Raw genomic sequence first — 14,087 nt, 5'->3', positions numbered from 1 at the left:
AGCCTGGTTAACCAGGCTTTTTAGTGAAATGGTAGGGTATTTCCACCATAACCATGCTTGTCTACAACTAGACAGATGTCGTCTCTAATTTGGATACGATCAAGCTATCCAAGTTGCAGGATAGAAGGTTTTCTGCTTTCGCTTGTGCGATCGCTTGTTGATTATCTGTTGCCAAAGCAATTCTAGTATGAATTTTAGATAAAACAGTTTTCCATTCTATATAACTCATTTTACCTACCAAAGAAATTTCTGGCCCTTCTGTTATATCCACATCGTCTTCCATTAGCAAATTCATAGTTAAAGAGGATAAAAGCATATCGGCTTCTTCTTCAGAAATATTGTGGCTATCTATTAGCAGAGTTATCTGGCTTTTATCTGGACGACTAGCGAGAGTAGAAATCACAGTTACTAAATCTTGATATAGTAGGTCTTCTGACTGGCTCCAATCAGGGAAAATAATCAAGTTAATCTCTTTTAAATTTAGTTGGCCTGTGAGAGCGATCGCTTGATGCTTTAAAAATAGTTTTTGGAAAAGCTCTCCCATTTGAGTAGAGTAAGCAAAACTATCAATAAATATTGGGTTTTGCTCCATTCTTTCCTTGATGCGATCGGCTTTTTGCTGGCGGAATTCAACATTAATTCCGAGAGCAACAGCTAATTGAATGTAAGCTTCTTCAGTATTTGTAATTAAATCAGGTATCTGGAGTGCGCGTAGAAGGGATGCTCCCTTTCGAGAACGGGACGGTTCGCTTTCCATTACCACCGTCGCTAAACCAACTTCCAACGGATCGATAAGCGAAGTCATACCAGAGTAAGGATAGGAATCTAAGTAAATATCAGCCAGTTTCAAACGTTCTTTAACATCAGTACGGTTTGGCGCGCAGTCTAAAAGGATTAACCTATCTTGACTTACTTCATGTTGAGCAAATGTAGCGAGTATACGTTTTTGAAAAGCAACAGCTGGATATGAAGATGACCAGTTTGGATTAAACGGATAAAGAAGAAGTACAGAATTAGGTACGCTAGCAATTATCTTCGCCCATGCTGCTTCTTGCTCTGGAATTATTTTATAAAAATTAGCTCCAGATATATATATAACTGCATTTTTACTAATACCCAAACTTTCTTTGCTAACACTAATTGTTGCTTGGATTTGTCTTTCAGTAGCAAAATCAAAACATTGAGGAGGACTATCTAATGTAATTAGTGTTTCGCTGTAATGCTGTTGAGGATTAGTTTTTGGTTCAGACAGTTTACTGGAAATGTAGTAATCTATATGACGCATACCAGTTGTTACAGGGGAGTTCGCATCAACCATCTGTATTCGTGCTAGACGATGCAAAGCAAGCAAAGTAATTTGATGAGTGACTGCGGTAATATTGGTAGAAATAAATAGGATATCTAGATCTGCCTCGCGGATAGTTTTCACTTGGCTGGGTAAGTCAGCGGGTAACTGAACAAAAGCATCTGCATGGCCTCCACAATATCGCTCTAAACGATGATTACTGACATTGAGAGTAAAGAGGATAACTTCAAAGATATCTCTATTTAAATGCTTATAAACTGGCAAGCTAGCAAAAGTTTCTGTTTGTGGACTAAAATGACTAGCAAGTATAGCAAGCCGAGTTTTTACGCGTTTTTCAGAACGCTGCGGAAACTCATATTCAATCTTGTTACCGAATTGATTCAAATAAATACTCATGATATCTGCACGTTTGGTATAGATATCTTTTAAATTTGAGTGATTAAAATAAAGAGGAATAAAGTTTGCTGATTCTGTAAAGTAGCCAGCAACATCTTGCCACAATTTAGACTCCAAATTGCTCACAATGTTTCTGTGAAGGTAACTAACCCAATATTGCATATATTGATAGTAACTATCTGCGGCTCCTATATGCTGGAAATATGGGGGTGGCTGGAGTGTAAATTTAAGATAGTCATTGAGTAACCAGATAGGAATATTAGTAAGTTCATCTGCTAAAGCTAATTGGTTAGGTTGGCAGTACAACATTGCTACTAGTAAATACTGAATGGCTTTTTGTTCAGCAAATCTATGTGCAATTTGTGCTAATACTTCAGCCACAAAGTTTTCTTCAGCTTCAGTTAATGCTTCATACTTAAGCTGACTATTTAGTAGTGCTTGATGAGCCTCGCCTACTTTGCTAAAATAAGCTTTTTCAAGCAATATTAATTCTGTATTCAGCCATAATTCAGCTATCTTTTTTCTGAAACAACGTAAATCTTCTAACACAGATATTTCTGGCTGTTCCAGCCTATATTTTTCTAAAAGACTAAATAATGGTTTGATAAATTCTACTTTATTAGTGAATTCATCAATAGACGTATGAATAATATTCCCGTCTGCCAATTTAGTATTAATATATATTTGTTTTGTAAAATCTTCATTGATATTCTTCTTAATGTCTAAATACTTAATTGGCTCAAGACTACCATTATATGTGTACTTAACTTCTAATGCTCTTTGGTATTGGCCAATTAATATAGTTTCCTGGCATTTAGGAGACATATATTTTTTAATTAATGCTTTGTCAAATCCTATAATCAATTCAGAAGATCCTAAGTGCCCTAGTGTTATAGAAGCTGAAGACATAGGTGCAATTACCTTATCTATAGTAAGAAAAGGAATAAACAACTCAATCGGAACTTGGGTAAACTCTGAAATAACAAAGGCATTACGATTATAGTCACGTAATTTATTTGCAAGCAATTGAGACTGGTTGAATATCTGTCTAGGATGCCCTTTAACAAGTATGGCTTCGTCTTTACGGGTATATGGTAATACGCAGGACAAATAACATTCTATTTCCTCTTCGTAGCTACTAATAAATCCGGCTTCCGTATCATACGATGTTAGAACAAACGTTAGGGAACTACCAAGTTGCTCTCTAATTTTTGTACAATACTCGCTAAGCCCATTTATATATTTAGCACTGTCGTAGACAACAGACTTAAAAAAATCAGAGCCAACAACTTGATATGGACATTTCTCAAATACATTTTCTGCATCTACAGGTACTAAGACTGGATAAGCTGCATCTATTGGTATAAAGTCACCCGATGGATTCATTGGCGGGCTGTTATAAAAATTACTCCATAAAGAACTGCTGAAATCTAACCAACCTAATTCTCCATAACAAATCTTACGAGCGTTAGGGTAGGCATATAAAAACACTTCATTAATAAATTGCCAATTGCGTAGGACAAATATTACGTCAACAGATTCAAGATTGAGAATTCTTCTTAATAATTCTGATGCAGATACAAAATCAATCGAATTGTCTAAGCACAAATATTGATATCCATGTAAAACTATTCTCGATTTAAAATTCCAAATTTGGGATATTTGTAAGCAAACTTCTGTAAGTTTTGGGTCTGCTCTGTACCCACCTAGTATTAGTATATCTTCGCAATCTTGATATTCTCCAGTAGCTTCTAAATAACGAAGCACAGAAAGAGAATATAGCATTTGATTGGGACCTTGGATTATAACTAATCTAACCGTAGACATAAGTGTTAGTAAATAAAAACTTAACAACGTTATTAAATAAAGCTTTTGAAAGTTATTTCTTCTTGATAAAGAAGTAAATAACTAAATCATCGACTTGCACAATTGTGCAAGTCGGAAATCAGCATTGTGATGCTGTTCAATAAATTGCCTATCCAATACTTCATTTTGAGGACAATATAAAAACTCACGCAGTTTTTCTGGCGAGTTAATAGGAACTGTAATACCATATTGATTAGACATCAGTGTGTCACTAGTATTAAATACCAAGCTACCCGCTGGTATTCCCATTAAAGCCGCCTCAATTAAAATAATTGAGGTAATTCCCAGCATTATATCTTGCTGACGCAAAGTGGCAAGTGTGTCAGCACTTTCGTCAATAGCAAATGGCAAACCCGATCGCGCCAACAAATCAAGTGAAGCAGGACACCTACCTTGGCGGGGATGAAAGCGAATCAGCAGTTTTTTTAAAGGTTTATACTCAGTTAATACTTTAATTAAGACACTAAGTATTTCAACTTCATTGGCGTTGGTTTGAGAAGCAAAGAGAATATTTTCTATTGGTTTTAAAATACTTTTTCTACATTTCTGTCTAGCAATCAGCCAAGCAAAATAAGGCTGTCCCACAATGCGGATTTGTTTTTCTGGTATTCCCTCTGCAAGCATTCCTGCTGCACACACTTCATCTATTGCTGTGATAATATCTGGAAAAATTGGTTCTGCATCAGGATTTTTGAGCGATTGAAAACGCTGTCGATAATTTGCCCAATAATCCATAACAGCAATACTAGGAATACGCTCTTGTCTAGCCCAAACAATAGCATCGCGTTCAAACTCATCATATTGAGATGTTCCTGTTAGGAGAATATCTCCTGTTAATCTCTCAAAAAGAGTTTGGTGTTCCTCAGAAATTGGCGTGCAAGCAACTTCAAGGCGTTGAAATTGACGGATAGCCGGGCCTTTGGTATATGCTTCAACCTGTGTACCTGCTACTCGAAAGGCTGCAACTGTTGCAGCAACAGCGTTTGCACCACCTGGATCGTGAGCGATCGCAATAACCTTCATTTATCTTGTCCTCGGCTTAACTCTTCGGCATGAGCCAAGACTTTAGCCACGGCAGTTATGAAACCATCAACTAAGTTAATACCCCCAGGTATTTGGATGAGAGTTGTAGTTAAAAGCGTCTCGTTATATGTCTTTTCGGCTATGGGACAGATACCAGTAGGATGGCTGACAATTGTCTTGCCTTCTTGTTGCAGCCTTTGGAAAAGAGGCAGTCTGTATAAAGGACGCACATAACGCCCTGCCACTGGACATCCCTCTGCTTGAAGTGCTTCCACAAATCTGTCCCGCGACAATCCAGCTTGTTTTGGGTCGATCCAAATGGGATATGTATAGTAAACATGGCGATCGCCAGAACCAACTTTAGCCGTCCGCAATGCTTTAAACTCAGATAATCCCTGGTTTAAAACTTCAGCAATTTTTAGCCGTGGCTGTGTCAATTCTTCTAAACGTTGGAGTTGAACTTGAGCGATCGCTGCCTGAAGTTCAGTTAAACGGTAATTGTAACCAACAATATCAGCATCTTCATACCAGTTTTCCGCTTCTATTGCATTCTCTCCATGATTGCGTACTAGTGCCACTCGCCGCGCTAAGCGATCGTCATTAGTGACTACAATCCCGCCTTCACCACACTGAATCGTTTTGTGGCAATTAAGGCTGAACACTCCCAAATGCCCAATTGTTCCTACCCAACGCCCCTGATGCTGGCCTCCCGGTGCTTGGGCATTATCTTCAATTAAAATCAAACCGTGTCGATCTGCTAACTCACGTAAACGCACCAGTTGGGCTGGGCCACCAAACAAATTGACTGCGATAATTGCTTTTGTGCGCGGCCCAATAGCAGCTGCAACGGCTTCTGGGTCAATGCAGCAAGTAGCCTCCTCTTGATCGACAAAAACAGGAGTACCATTTGCCATCACTACAGCTGTTGCGGTTGCTGACATGGTTTGTGGCGGCACAATTACCTCATCGCCAAACTTCACACCTGCTGCAATTACAGCCGCATGTAAACCACTAGTAGCAGAGTTCACACTCAAAGCATGACGAACATTAAAGTACTCAGCCCATTGTTCTTCTAAGGTGCGAACTTCTTTGCCACCCATAAAGTACAGTCCAGCAGCACCGATATAGTCAGATAAAATACCGTTTTTCAATACTTGAACTGCGGCTTCAGTTTCCTGGGAACTAGTACTGATATACCTTGGCAATGGCTCTGGAAAAACCTTAGAACCTCCCAGCAAAGCTGGTTTTTCTGTAGTAATAACCATTAAATTACCTACTTAATGAGAAATTTGTTGTTTTTTGCCATTTCAACAACCTGTAAAGCAAACACACCATCAGCACCAGAACAGGTTGGTTGTCCGCCATTTTGTGCCAATTGCACAGCTTCGGTAACAGCTCCCAAAATGTGACCTTTTAAGCCAGCTTCACAGATTATCTTTGCTTGACCTAACTCTTGGAAGCCCGACCATTGACTAGGTTGAACTGTCTGCCAAGTTACTTGCTGTCCTCCTGCGCTATACCGCAGCATACCGCCGGTTCCCCAGAGTTCGCCTTCGCCGATTGAACACCCAGTACCGCGTACTGTAATTAAATATGCAGTTAATCCGCTGTTCCAGGATAATGCAATTGACTCAGGAGCGTCATCTTCAGTAACAGGTGATTTTTCCAGACGATATGCACCAGCAACAGATCCAAATAAAGCCAATAACATATCGATCCAATGGGTTCCATTGTGGAGTAAACCACCGTTGTAGCGTAAGCAAGCACCAGTTGGAGTACCCAAGCCATTATCGCGGTTCGTTAGATGTTTCAAGGCTTGCAGCATTGGTGTCCAACGACGCGAATAGTTAGTTATCAAAATACAACCCCGTGCAGAACAGGCAGCTAACATCATTTCTGCTTCTGCTGCATTTACTCCAAGGGGTTTCTCGCAGAGGATGACACGCGGTTGCCAAGCGAGTGCAGCAATAACTCCCTGAGCGTGTAGGTGAGTGGGACTGCATACTGATACTACGTCGAGATGAAGTCCATCTGGTACATCTTGGAGAGTGGAGTATACCTGTGCTTGAGAAAAGCGTTGCTGAAAATCTCTACAAGCTTCTGGGTCTGGATCTATTCCTAATAGAATCGTCACATTGGGGATTTGGGCATAGCCTTCAGAATGGCTGAGGGGATCGCCTTGGGGAGAAATGCCAAACCGATGCCCAATTTTTCCCAAACCAATAATACCGACACGCACTTTCATGAGTTTAATTTCTTTTAGGAGTCAATCCATCCTTGTTGCTGGGCATAGTTGAGAATGTCTACTGTTGTAAATTCCGGGTTCTGGGGATAAAGTGCTTCAAAAATGGCTTTGATGCGATCGTAATCTTCTTGATAGTCAAGGGTAATACGGAAAAAAGGATTGCTTAAGCCTGGAGGAGCAATGATATCTAAGCGCCGATATTGTTCTGGATGTCGTCGGATGTACCAACCAACGTGTTCGCGAAAGGGTTTACTGGAGGCAAAATCAACTGTCTCGGCTAATGTTTTCCAAGGCAAGACTATGAGATCCAGACCATGAGGATATGAACGTACTTCACAATTAGCAACGTAATCCACATGGGGGTAAGCCGCGAAAAAGGCACAGATATGCTGATCAATTACATAAGGGTCAATTAGCGGGCAATCTCCGGTTAAAAGGACACTAACTTCTGCTTGATAGTGTCGTCCAGTTTCTACAACTCGTTCTAAGACATTTTCTTCTGAACCGCGAAAGTAAGGAATATTATGTTTGCTGCATAAAGATGCGATCGCTTCATCTTTTTCATTAGTAGTTGTCGCAACTACCACTTCATCTATATAACGAGCACGACGAGCGCGTTCAACCATCAGCAACAGCATCGGTTTACCCACAGCTTCCTTAAGGACTTTACCAGGAAGGCGTGAAGAACCCATCCGAGCTTCTATTGTGGCAATGACACGATTCACAGTTTTAGTTACTTCTCCAATAAAAATTTTTCTATTGATAGAAAACCAATTAATTATAAAATCTTTATTATTTATCTACTTCTAAATATAAAACTTATAGTCTTAATAAACCTTCTAACTTTTCTAAATAAATGCTCAATGCAAAATTCAAAACTGCCTATCTTTGAAAATAAACTATCATTTTATTAATGAGCTAATAATAGATTCCAGTTTAAAGGCGTACCTTTTTTGATATTCTGATTAACTGCTTTACCAATAACAACATCAAAAAATCTAGGTGGTAATCCTAATCCTGGACGTATTGCTCTTAAGTTTTCTGGAGTCAAGATATCTCCAGCTTTTATATCTTGAGTAATGTAAAGCGATCGCCGATAAACCAAAGAGTCTTTTTCAGCCTCAGTTGCTCCATATTTTATACTACCTAGAGCTTGCCAAGCTTTTTGCGATTCTATTACCAATTGCTGCATTTCTGCTGGTTCCATTGAAAAAGCTGAATCGAGTCCACCATCAGCCCGACACAGAGTAAAGTGTTTTTCAATTAATGTAGCCCCTAAAGCAACACTGGCAACAGCAACTCCAATACCCATTGTGTGATCTGATAACCCCACCTGCACATTAAACAACTCGCGCATTTGAGGAATAGTTAGCAGGTTAGTATTTTCTGGCGTAGCAGGATAACTACTAGTACATTTAAGTAATATTAAGTCTTGACATCCAGCTTCTCGCGCTGTCCGAACAGTTTCATCTAACTCAGAAATTGTTGCCATACCAGTAGAAATAATCATCGGTTTCCCAGTATTGGCAACTTTGCGAATTAGAGGTAAATCGGTATTTTCAAATGAAGCAATTTTGTAGCAAGGTACATTTAAAGATTCCAGAAAATCTACAGCAGTAGCATCAAAAGGAGTGCTAAACCCAACTATTCCTAGTTCCTCACAACGCTCAAAAATAGGTTTGTGCCATTCCCAAGGTGTGTAAGCTTGCTGATATAGTTCATACAGAGATTTACCGTGCCATAGACTATTAGGAGAATCAATGTAAAAATCACCATTATTTATATCTAAGGTCATCGTATCAGCAGTATAAGTTTGGAGTTTCAGTCCATCTACTCCAGCTTTAGCAGCTGCTTCAACAATCTCTAAAGCTCTTTCTAAAGATTGGTTATGATTGCCAGACATTTCCGCAATCACAAAAGGCTTTTGCTTAATACCTATTTTTTTATTATCAATTTGAATTTCTTTCATATAATTAATTACTGCCAAAACATATTGTTTCAATTTGGGATTTTTTGATTATCCATTCATCGCTGAATAAAGCCATACTGACAACATCTTCATATTTATCATTTTTCAATATATGTCGCTTAAAACATCCTTCTTCTATAAATCCAAATTTTTTATGGAGTTTTATAGTTGATACATTGAATGCAAAGACTTCACAACATAATTTTCTGATTTTCAATACTTCAAAAATATATTCTAAAAAAATAAATTCCATCACTGCTCCGCTACCACGAGGTACATTAGTATCTCCTAAATAAAAAGCCCAAGAGCATTTTTCATTATGAGTATCTATTTGGACAACATTTGCTACTCCTACCGGACGCTCTTGAAATTCAAAGATTTTATAAATTACACTTTCATTTTTGCTATTATTTTCAAACCATTTCCTATGTTCATCCATAGTAATAATGTGGTCGCTGTACATATTGGCACGAATCCGGTCAGAATTCCGCCATTCTAATAACTGTTCTAAATCTGACTCTTGGAGAGGTCTAAGTCTGTATTCTTCACGTTTTGGCATTCCCATTGATTATATTTCCTCGTAAAATTGATTTACCATTTTCATTCAGATCGTTCCTGGTATTGTCAAGAGATAAAGGCCCATCGAGATTACTATTTACGTAGTCTAAAAGTACTGAAGGGCTACTTCTAGATTTTTCAATTATGTACCGTAGAGATATTCGAGATTGAGAGAGCTTAGTTGGTTGAGTGCCGTGTAATAAACAAGAATGCCAAAACCAAGTAGAGCCAGCCGTACCTGTTAAAATATTTGACTGTAGAAATTTAGATTTACCGCGATTATCTGAATATAACCAAGAGTTTGAAGCATCACCACAAGATATTAAGCTATGAGGAAATGTTGTTGCTCCAAATATGTGGCTTCCAGGGATAATAAACAGAGGGGAATCTAATTCAGAAACATCATCTAAATATATATAAAGAGTGATGAAATCTGATAAACGATTCTTATAATCGATAATATCTTGGTGAAAATCAATTCCATGAAAATAAGTAATATCTCGATACTGCGGCTTAATAAATGCTCCTAAATTAGGAACTGGTAGCCTATCAATTTCTAATAAAGCCCAGTCAGGAATCCATTTTTTTGGCACTCCACAGATAACTTTTTTGATAACTACAGAATATTCCTCACCTAGCAATTCTGATAGTACAGATTGTAGAACAGGATTTTGCTCTATAAAACTTAAATCAAGTCCTTCTAAAATATTTCGCCCTGGGCAAGGATTTACGCCCGTATACTGTGGATTAGCACGAAAATCTTCCTCTTCTATAAACAAGCCATGCTCAAAATCTCGTGTTTGTTTGATGAATTCTAACAGTTCTCTACATTTTTGTTGATTTATAATTTCACCAAGGGAACAGTAACCTTGTTCAAGAAATTTATTGAGTTGGCTATACTGAATTTTCATATATTATCATTGGCAAGAAATTGCTCATCATAAACTATTAATCATATATTTGTCTATTGTTTGTAGAAACACATTAAGACCCTATCTGTTCCTTTACCATCTACCAACTCCTGACCACGTTTGACCATTTCTAATCTTGTCTGAGTTGATGTTATTAATTCTGAAGCTGCCGCTGCTATTTCACTAGTTAAAATATCCTCATGCCATCCTAAGTTCTTGCCAGTCACGCCACTCAGTTTTTTGGCACTAGACTGTTGATTATCTGCCAGAATCACGATTAGGCTAGGCAAACCCATAAAAGCCAGCTCCCAACAAGTACTACCGCCAGCCGTCACTGCCACATCAGCCCAAGCCATTAGCTCAGGCATATTCGTTACATTTCTTTTCAGTTGAATAGGAAAGCGAGATTCCTGACTAGCCGATCGCAACTGCTCAAAATGTGGATTGCTTCCTCCAACTACAACAACAGCTTCTAACCCTTCCACTTCTACTTTTTGCAATCCTTCAATTACCTTGAGAGTTACATTATCTGGATCTGCACCGCCTAGTGTAACTAGTAATTTCTTAGCTATTAAAGGCAGCGATCGCTGCCATCCCTGCCACTGCCAAAACTCCCGTCGCAAAAGGCTATAGCTTGTACCAAGTAACAGCTCAGTATATGGCTGTCGATTACTGTACAATCCCTCATGAGCGTGAATATTTTGATTTAAAACAATGTCCGCATGGTACTGTTTTGCGTGTCCGTAATCATCAATGAATAAAAGTTTTAGCTCAAATTCCTTGATGATTTCTTGATACCTAGCACCGAATTGGTAACCATCCACTACAACCCAATTTGCATCAAACTGACGTGCCAGTTTCGCTGTTTCTTTAGCATCTTCAGCACTACCAATTTCAATTGGCAGGTAGATAACTTCCATTCCTTCCGACTTTAACCGATTTATTAAATCTGGTGCTTCCGTCGCCATCACAAAAATGACTTGATTCCCTGCATCATGCCAAGCTTGGGCTAAAGCTAGACAACGCATTAAATGACCTGTACCTATTTGTGTTGATGCATCTACTCTGATAAGTAACTTCATTGTTAATAAATTAATAGTTATGCAGCATATTTCTTTTGTTCTACGTGTGCGTTAATTAGCGACCAATCAGGATACTGTCTCAACAAATTTAAACAATCTTCTAAGGTGAAATTGGGAATTTCAGGATAAAGGGCTTCAATAATTCTTTTAATCAGTTCAAAATCATCTGCTGTATCGACTGTCCAGCGATGTGAATTTTGATTTTCTGAATAAACTATATTACCTAATCGATAACGTTCAGGATGCATATAAATAAATGGAGTCACGTGTTCTCGGTCTGGTTGTGCTGTTGCTTCTAAAAACGCCTGCTCTAATGCTAAAAATGAAAAAACCTCAGTATCCATTCCTCGTGGATAGCTTCTTTCTAAACTATTAGAAACATAATCATATTTATCCTCAAGATAAAATTGAATTACCTTGTCAATCACTTGTGGATCGATAAGTGGGCAATCAGAGGTAAGGCGAACTACTACATCTGCATGATGTTCTTTAGCAGCCTTATAGTATCTAGCTAACACATCTTCTTCAGAACCTCGAAAATATGGAATGAAAAGGCGATCGCAAAGTTCAATAATTGGCCGATCTGTATCATTAGTAGTAGTCGCAATTACAATTGCATCAGCCAATTTTACTCGCCGTAGTCTCTCAATTTGGTATTCCAGTAAGGGTTTATTTAATACCCTCTTGAGTACTTTCCCTGGCAAACGAGTAGAAGTCATTCTCGCTTGGACAATAATTATAGTTTTCATTTCAAAATCTCTTTCAACGAAGCTATTACCTTGTCCTGACTCTCTTCATCCAGACCGTAATACAAAGGAATACTTATAGCTTCCTGGTAATAAATCTCAGCTTGGGGAAAGTCTCCTAATTTAAATCCTAATTGTTGGTAATAAGGCTGTATGGGAACTGGGATATAGTGTAAATTTACACCAATACCTTTTTGGCGAAGTTCTTCAAATACCTGCCGATGAGTTTTGTTAATCTTATCTAGCTTCAGGCGAATCACATAAAGATGCCAACTAGATTCACTATCTGAATGTTGCCAAGGTAGGGTTAGCGGTAACTCTTGCAGTAAACGATTATAGCGTTGAGCTAAAAACTGACGGCGTTCGACAAACTCATCTAGCTTTTGCAATTGGCTAGTACCTAGAGCAGCTTGTATGTCCGTAATTCGATAATTGAAGCCTAACTCTAACTGCTGATAGTACCAAGCTCCGTGGGTTTCTCCCTGCATCAAATCTGGATTACGAGTAATGCCATGACTTCTTAGCCGAATTAGCTTTTGATACAATTCCTCTTGATTTGTCAGTAGCATACCACCTTCACCAGTTGTAATAATCTTAACTGGATGAAAGCTAAATACTGTTATATCCGAAAATTTACAGTTGCCAATAGGTTCTCCTTGATATTTTCCTCCTACCGCATGAGAAGCATCTTCGATGACTTTAAAACCATAATGCTCAGATAAAGCTGCTATTTCCTTCATTTCACAGGATTGACCTGCAAAATGCACAGGTACTAAGACTTTAGGTACACAACCTTGCTTGTCTGCCCAAGCTAATTTGCGTTCTAACTCTTTGATATTTAAGTTATAGGTGTGAGGATCGATATCAATAAAATCAACCTGGGCACCACAGTATAATCCGCAATTAGCAGAAGCTACAAATGTATTTGGTGATGTCCAAAGGCTATCTCCGTGTCCTAAACTTACAGCTAGGCAAGCGATATGAAGTGCTGCTGTAGCACTAGAAACTGCTACGGCATATTTTACTCCACAGTATTCAGCTACGGCTTTTTCAAATCTATCTATAGCTGGCCCTTGAGTAATCCAGTCTGATTTTAGTACTTCAACTACAGCATCAATATCTTGTTTGCTTATACTTTGTTGCCCATAAGGAATAAAAGAATTAACCATATAAAATCTTCATTTAAATCTCCAAACTACTATATTTGTTGGATGGAGAGGATTAAGTCCAATATAATCTGGATGGTATTCAAGAATATCAATATCATCTCTATCCATTAATAGAGTAATCAAATCTCTATTATAGTCATTGAATTCAATATATCGATTCCTCAGCGTACCGATTAAGGATGTCCTATTTGTTAAAAAGGTTGGCTCAAAATTAACAACTAATTCAATATTTTCTTTATTGGCATATAATCCCGAAATAAAGGAAATTGCACTAGGAAGTTGTTCTACTCCGTGACATGTGAAAACTAAACTTTTTTTTCTGATAATTAAATAATCATTTAAATTATAAAAATTAAACTCTTTAATATTAAGTCCTATTGAATTAGCTAATATAACTGCATTTTTTGAATATTCACCTCCATAAATTTCTGGACATATTTTGTTAAGATATGAGAAATTATAACCGTAACCACATCCAAGTTCACAAATACGTTCTGGATTATAGTTGGCAATTATATTAGCAATAGTTGAATAATAAATAGAAAAAGCTAAACCCCGATAAGTTTCAAACAGTTGTTCACCAAGTGAGATAAAAATTTTGTCATTATCGCTTAGACCAGATAGCTCTAACTCTTTTCTTTTATAAAGCTCAATATCTGTAAAATTAAACTCTGTCAGAGTACCATACTTATCTTGGTTATATTCACGTTCTATTTGTTCTAAATTACGATTTTTAGAAAATTGTTCTATCCCGATTAGTCTTTTTGTCCAAGGATGCTGTAAGGATAAATACTCGTTCCAGTTTGCTTGTTTCAT

The 14,087-nt window shown here is 37.9% G+C and carries 12 protein-coding genes; all 12 read right to left on the bottom strand.

Going from position 1 to position 14,087, the window contains the following annotated elements; genetic code table 11:
* Positions 1 to 67: 67 nt before the first annotated feature.
* The gene (locus H6H03_RS23280) at positions 68 to 3,487 is read right to left on the bottom strand and encodes an O-linked N-acetylglucosamine transferase, SPINDLY family protein (RefSeq protein WP_190957438.1); all 3,420 of its coding nucleotides are present in this window, start codon (positions 3,485 to 3,487) and stop codon (positions 68 to 70) included.
* Between the two features lie 123 nt (positions 3,488 to 3,610).
* Positions 3,611 to 4,591 (bottom strand): hypothetical protein, encoded by a 981-nt coding sequence (locus tag H6H03_RS23275; RefSeq protein ID WP_190957437.1) that lies wholly within the window; start codon positions 4,589 to 4,591, stop codon positions 3,611 to 3,613.
* Complete coding sequence (locus tag H6H03_RS23270) at positions 4,588 to 5,856, bottom strand: DegT/DnrJ/EryC1/StrS aminotransferase family protein (RefSeq protein WP_190957436.1); 1,269 nt, start codon at positions 5,854 to 5,856, stop codon at positions 4,588 to 4,590. Before H6H03_RS23270 ends, H6H03_RS23275 begins: the two co-directional genes overlap by 4 nt.
* An 8-nt stretch (positions 5,857 to 5,864) precedes the next feature.
* On the bottom strand, positions 5,865 to 6,836 hold the full coding sequence (locus H6H03_RS23265) for a Gfo/Idh/MocA family protein (protein WP_190957435.1): 972 nt from the start codon (positions 6,834 to 6,836) through the stop codon (positions 5,865 to 5,867).
* A 14-nt stretch (positions 6,837 to 6,850) separates the two neighbouring features.
* Complete coding sequence (locus tag H6H03_RS23260; RefSeq protein ID WP_190957434.1) at positions 6,851 to 7,561, bottom strand: cytidylyltransferase domain-containing protein; 711 nt, start codon at positions 7,559 to 7,561, stop codon at positions 6,851 to 6,853.
* Between the two features lie 185 nt (positions 7,562 to 7,746).
* Positions 7,747 to 8,805 carry a pseudaminic acid synthase gene (pseI, locus tag H6H03_RS23255; protein WP_190957433.1) on the bottom strand — a complete coding sequence of 353 codons (1,059 nt, stop codon included), beginning with the start codon at positions 8,803 to 8,805 and terminating at the stop codon, positions 7,747 to 7,749.
* A 4-nt stretch (positions 8,806 to 8,809) separates the two neighbouring features.
* Complete coding sequence (gene pseH / locus H6H03_RS23250) at positions 8,810 to 9,370, bottom strand: UDP-4-amino-4,6-dideoxy-N-acetyl-beta-L-altrosamine N-acetyltransferase (RefSeq protein ID WP_190957432.1); 561 nt, start codon at positions 9,368 to 9,370, stop codon at positions 8,810 to 8,812.
* Positions 9,351 to 10,274 (bottom strand): phytanoyl-CoA dioxygenase family protein, encoded by a 924-nt coding sequence (locus H6H03_RS23245; RefSeq protein WP_190957431.1) that lies wholly within the window; start codon positions 10,272 to 10,274, stop codon positions 9,351 to 9,353. Before H6H03_RS23245 ends, pseH begins: the two co-directional genes overlap by 20 nt.
* A gap of 53 nt (positions 10,275 to 10,327) precedes the next feature.
* The gene (gene pseG / locus H6H03_RS23240; protein ID WP_190957430.1) at positions 10,328 to 11,356 is read right to left on the bottom strand and encodes a UDP-2,4-diacetamido-2,4,6-trideoxy-beta-L-altropyranose hydrolase; all 1,029 of its coding nucleotides are present in this window, start codon (positions 11,354 to 11,356) and stop codon (positions 10,328 to 10,330) included.
* 17 nt (positions 11,357 to 11,373) lie between these two features.
* Entirely contained in the window at positions 11,374 to 12,105 is a 732-nt protein-coding gene (locus tag H6H03_RS23235; RefSeq protein WP_190957429.1) for a cytidylyltransferase domain-containing protein, read from the bottom strand.
* A complete protein-coding gene (gene pseC, locus H6H03_RS23230; protein ID WP_190957428.1) occupies positions 12,102 to 13,271 on the bottom strand; it encodes a UDP-4-amino-4,6-dideoxy-N-acetyl-beta-L-altrosamine transaminase in 1,170 nt (389 codons plus the stop codon). Before pseC ends, H6H03_RS23235 begins: the two co-directional genes overlap by 4 nt.
* A 9-nt stretch (positions 13,272 to 13,280) precedes the next feature.
* The gene (locus tag H6H03_RS23225; RefSeq protein WP_190957427.1) at positions 13,281 to 14,087 is read right to left on the bottom strand and encodes a hypothetical protein; all 807 of its coding nucleotides are present in this window, start codon (positions 14,085 to 14,087) and stop codon (positions 13,281 to 13,283) included.

The sequence above is a fragment of the Nostoc paludosum FACHB-159 genome, from assembly GCF_014698835.1.
Taxonomy (GTDB): Bacteria; Cyanobacteriota; Cyanobacteriia; order Cyanobacteriales; family Nostocaceae; genus Nostoc; species Nostoc paludosum.
This window is presented reverse-complemented; position numbering and strand designations above follow the sequence as displayed.

Excerpts from the sequence above, each read along its gene's own strand:
- H6H03_RS23280 (WP_190957438.1), bottom strand. The coding sequence starts at position 3,487 with ATGCTATATTCTCTTTCTGTGCTTCGTTATTTAGAAGCTACTGGAGAA.
- H6H03_RS23275 (WP_190957437.1), bottom strand. The coding sequence starts at position 4,591 with ATGAAGGTTATTGCGATCGCTCACGATCCAGGTGGTGCAAACGCTGTT.
- H6H03_RS23270 (WP_190957436.1), bottom strand. The coding sequence starts at position 5,856 with ATGGTTATTACTACAGAAAAACCAGCTTTGCTGGGAGGTTCTAAGGTT.
- H6H03_RS23265 (WP_190957435.1), bottom strand. The coding sequence starts at position 6,836 with ATGAAAGTGCGTGTCGGTATTATTGGTTTGGGAAAAATTGGGCATCGG.
- pseI (WP_190957433.1), bottom strand. The coding sequence starts at position 8,805 with ATGAAAGAAATTCAAATTGATAATAAAAAAATAGGTATTAAGCAAAAG.
- pseH (WP_190957432.1), bottom strand. The coding sequence starts at position 9,370 with ATGGGAATGCCAAAACGTGAAGAATACAGACTTAGACCTCTCCAAGAG.
- H6H03_RS23245 (WP_190957431.1), bottom strand. The coding sequence starts at position 10,274 with ATGAAAATTCAGTATAGCCAACTCAATAAATTTCTTGAACAAGGTTAC.
- pseG (WP_190957430.1), bottom strand. The coding sequence starts at position 11,356 with ATGAAGTTACTTATCAGAGTAGATGCATCAACACAAATAGGTACAGGT.
- H6H03_RS23235 (WP_190957429.1), bottom strand. The coding sequence starts at position 12,105 with ATGAAAACTATAATTATTGTCCAAGCGAGAATGACTTCTACTCGTTTG.
- pseC (WP_190957428.1), bottom strand. The coding sequence starts at position 13,271 with ATGGTTAATTCTTTTATTCCTTATGGGCAACAAAGTATAAGCAAACAA.
- H6H03_RS23225 (WP_190957427.1), bottom strand. The coding sequence starts at position 14,087 with ATGAAACAAGCAAACTGGAACGAGTATTTATCCTTACAGCATCCTTGG.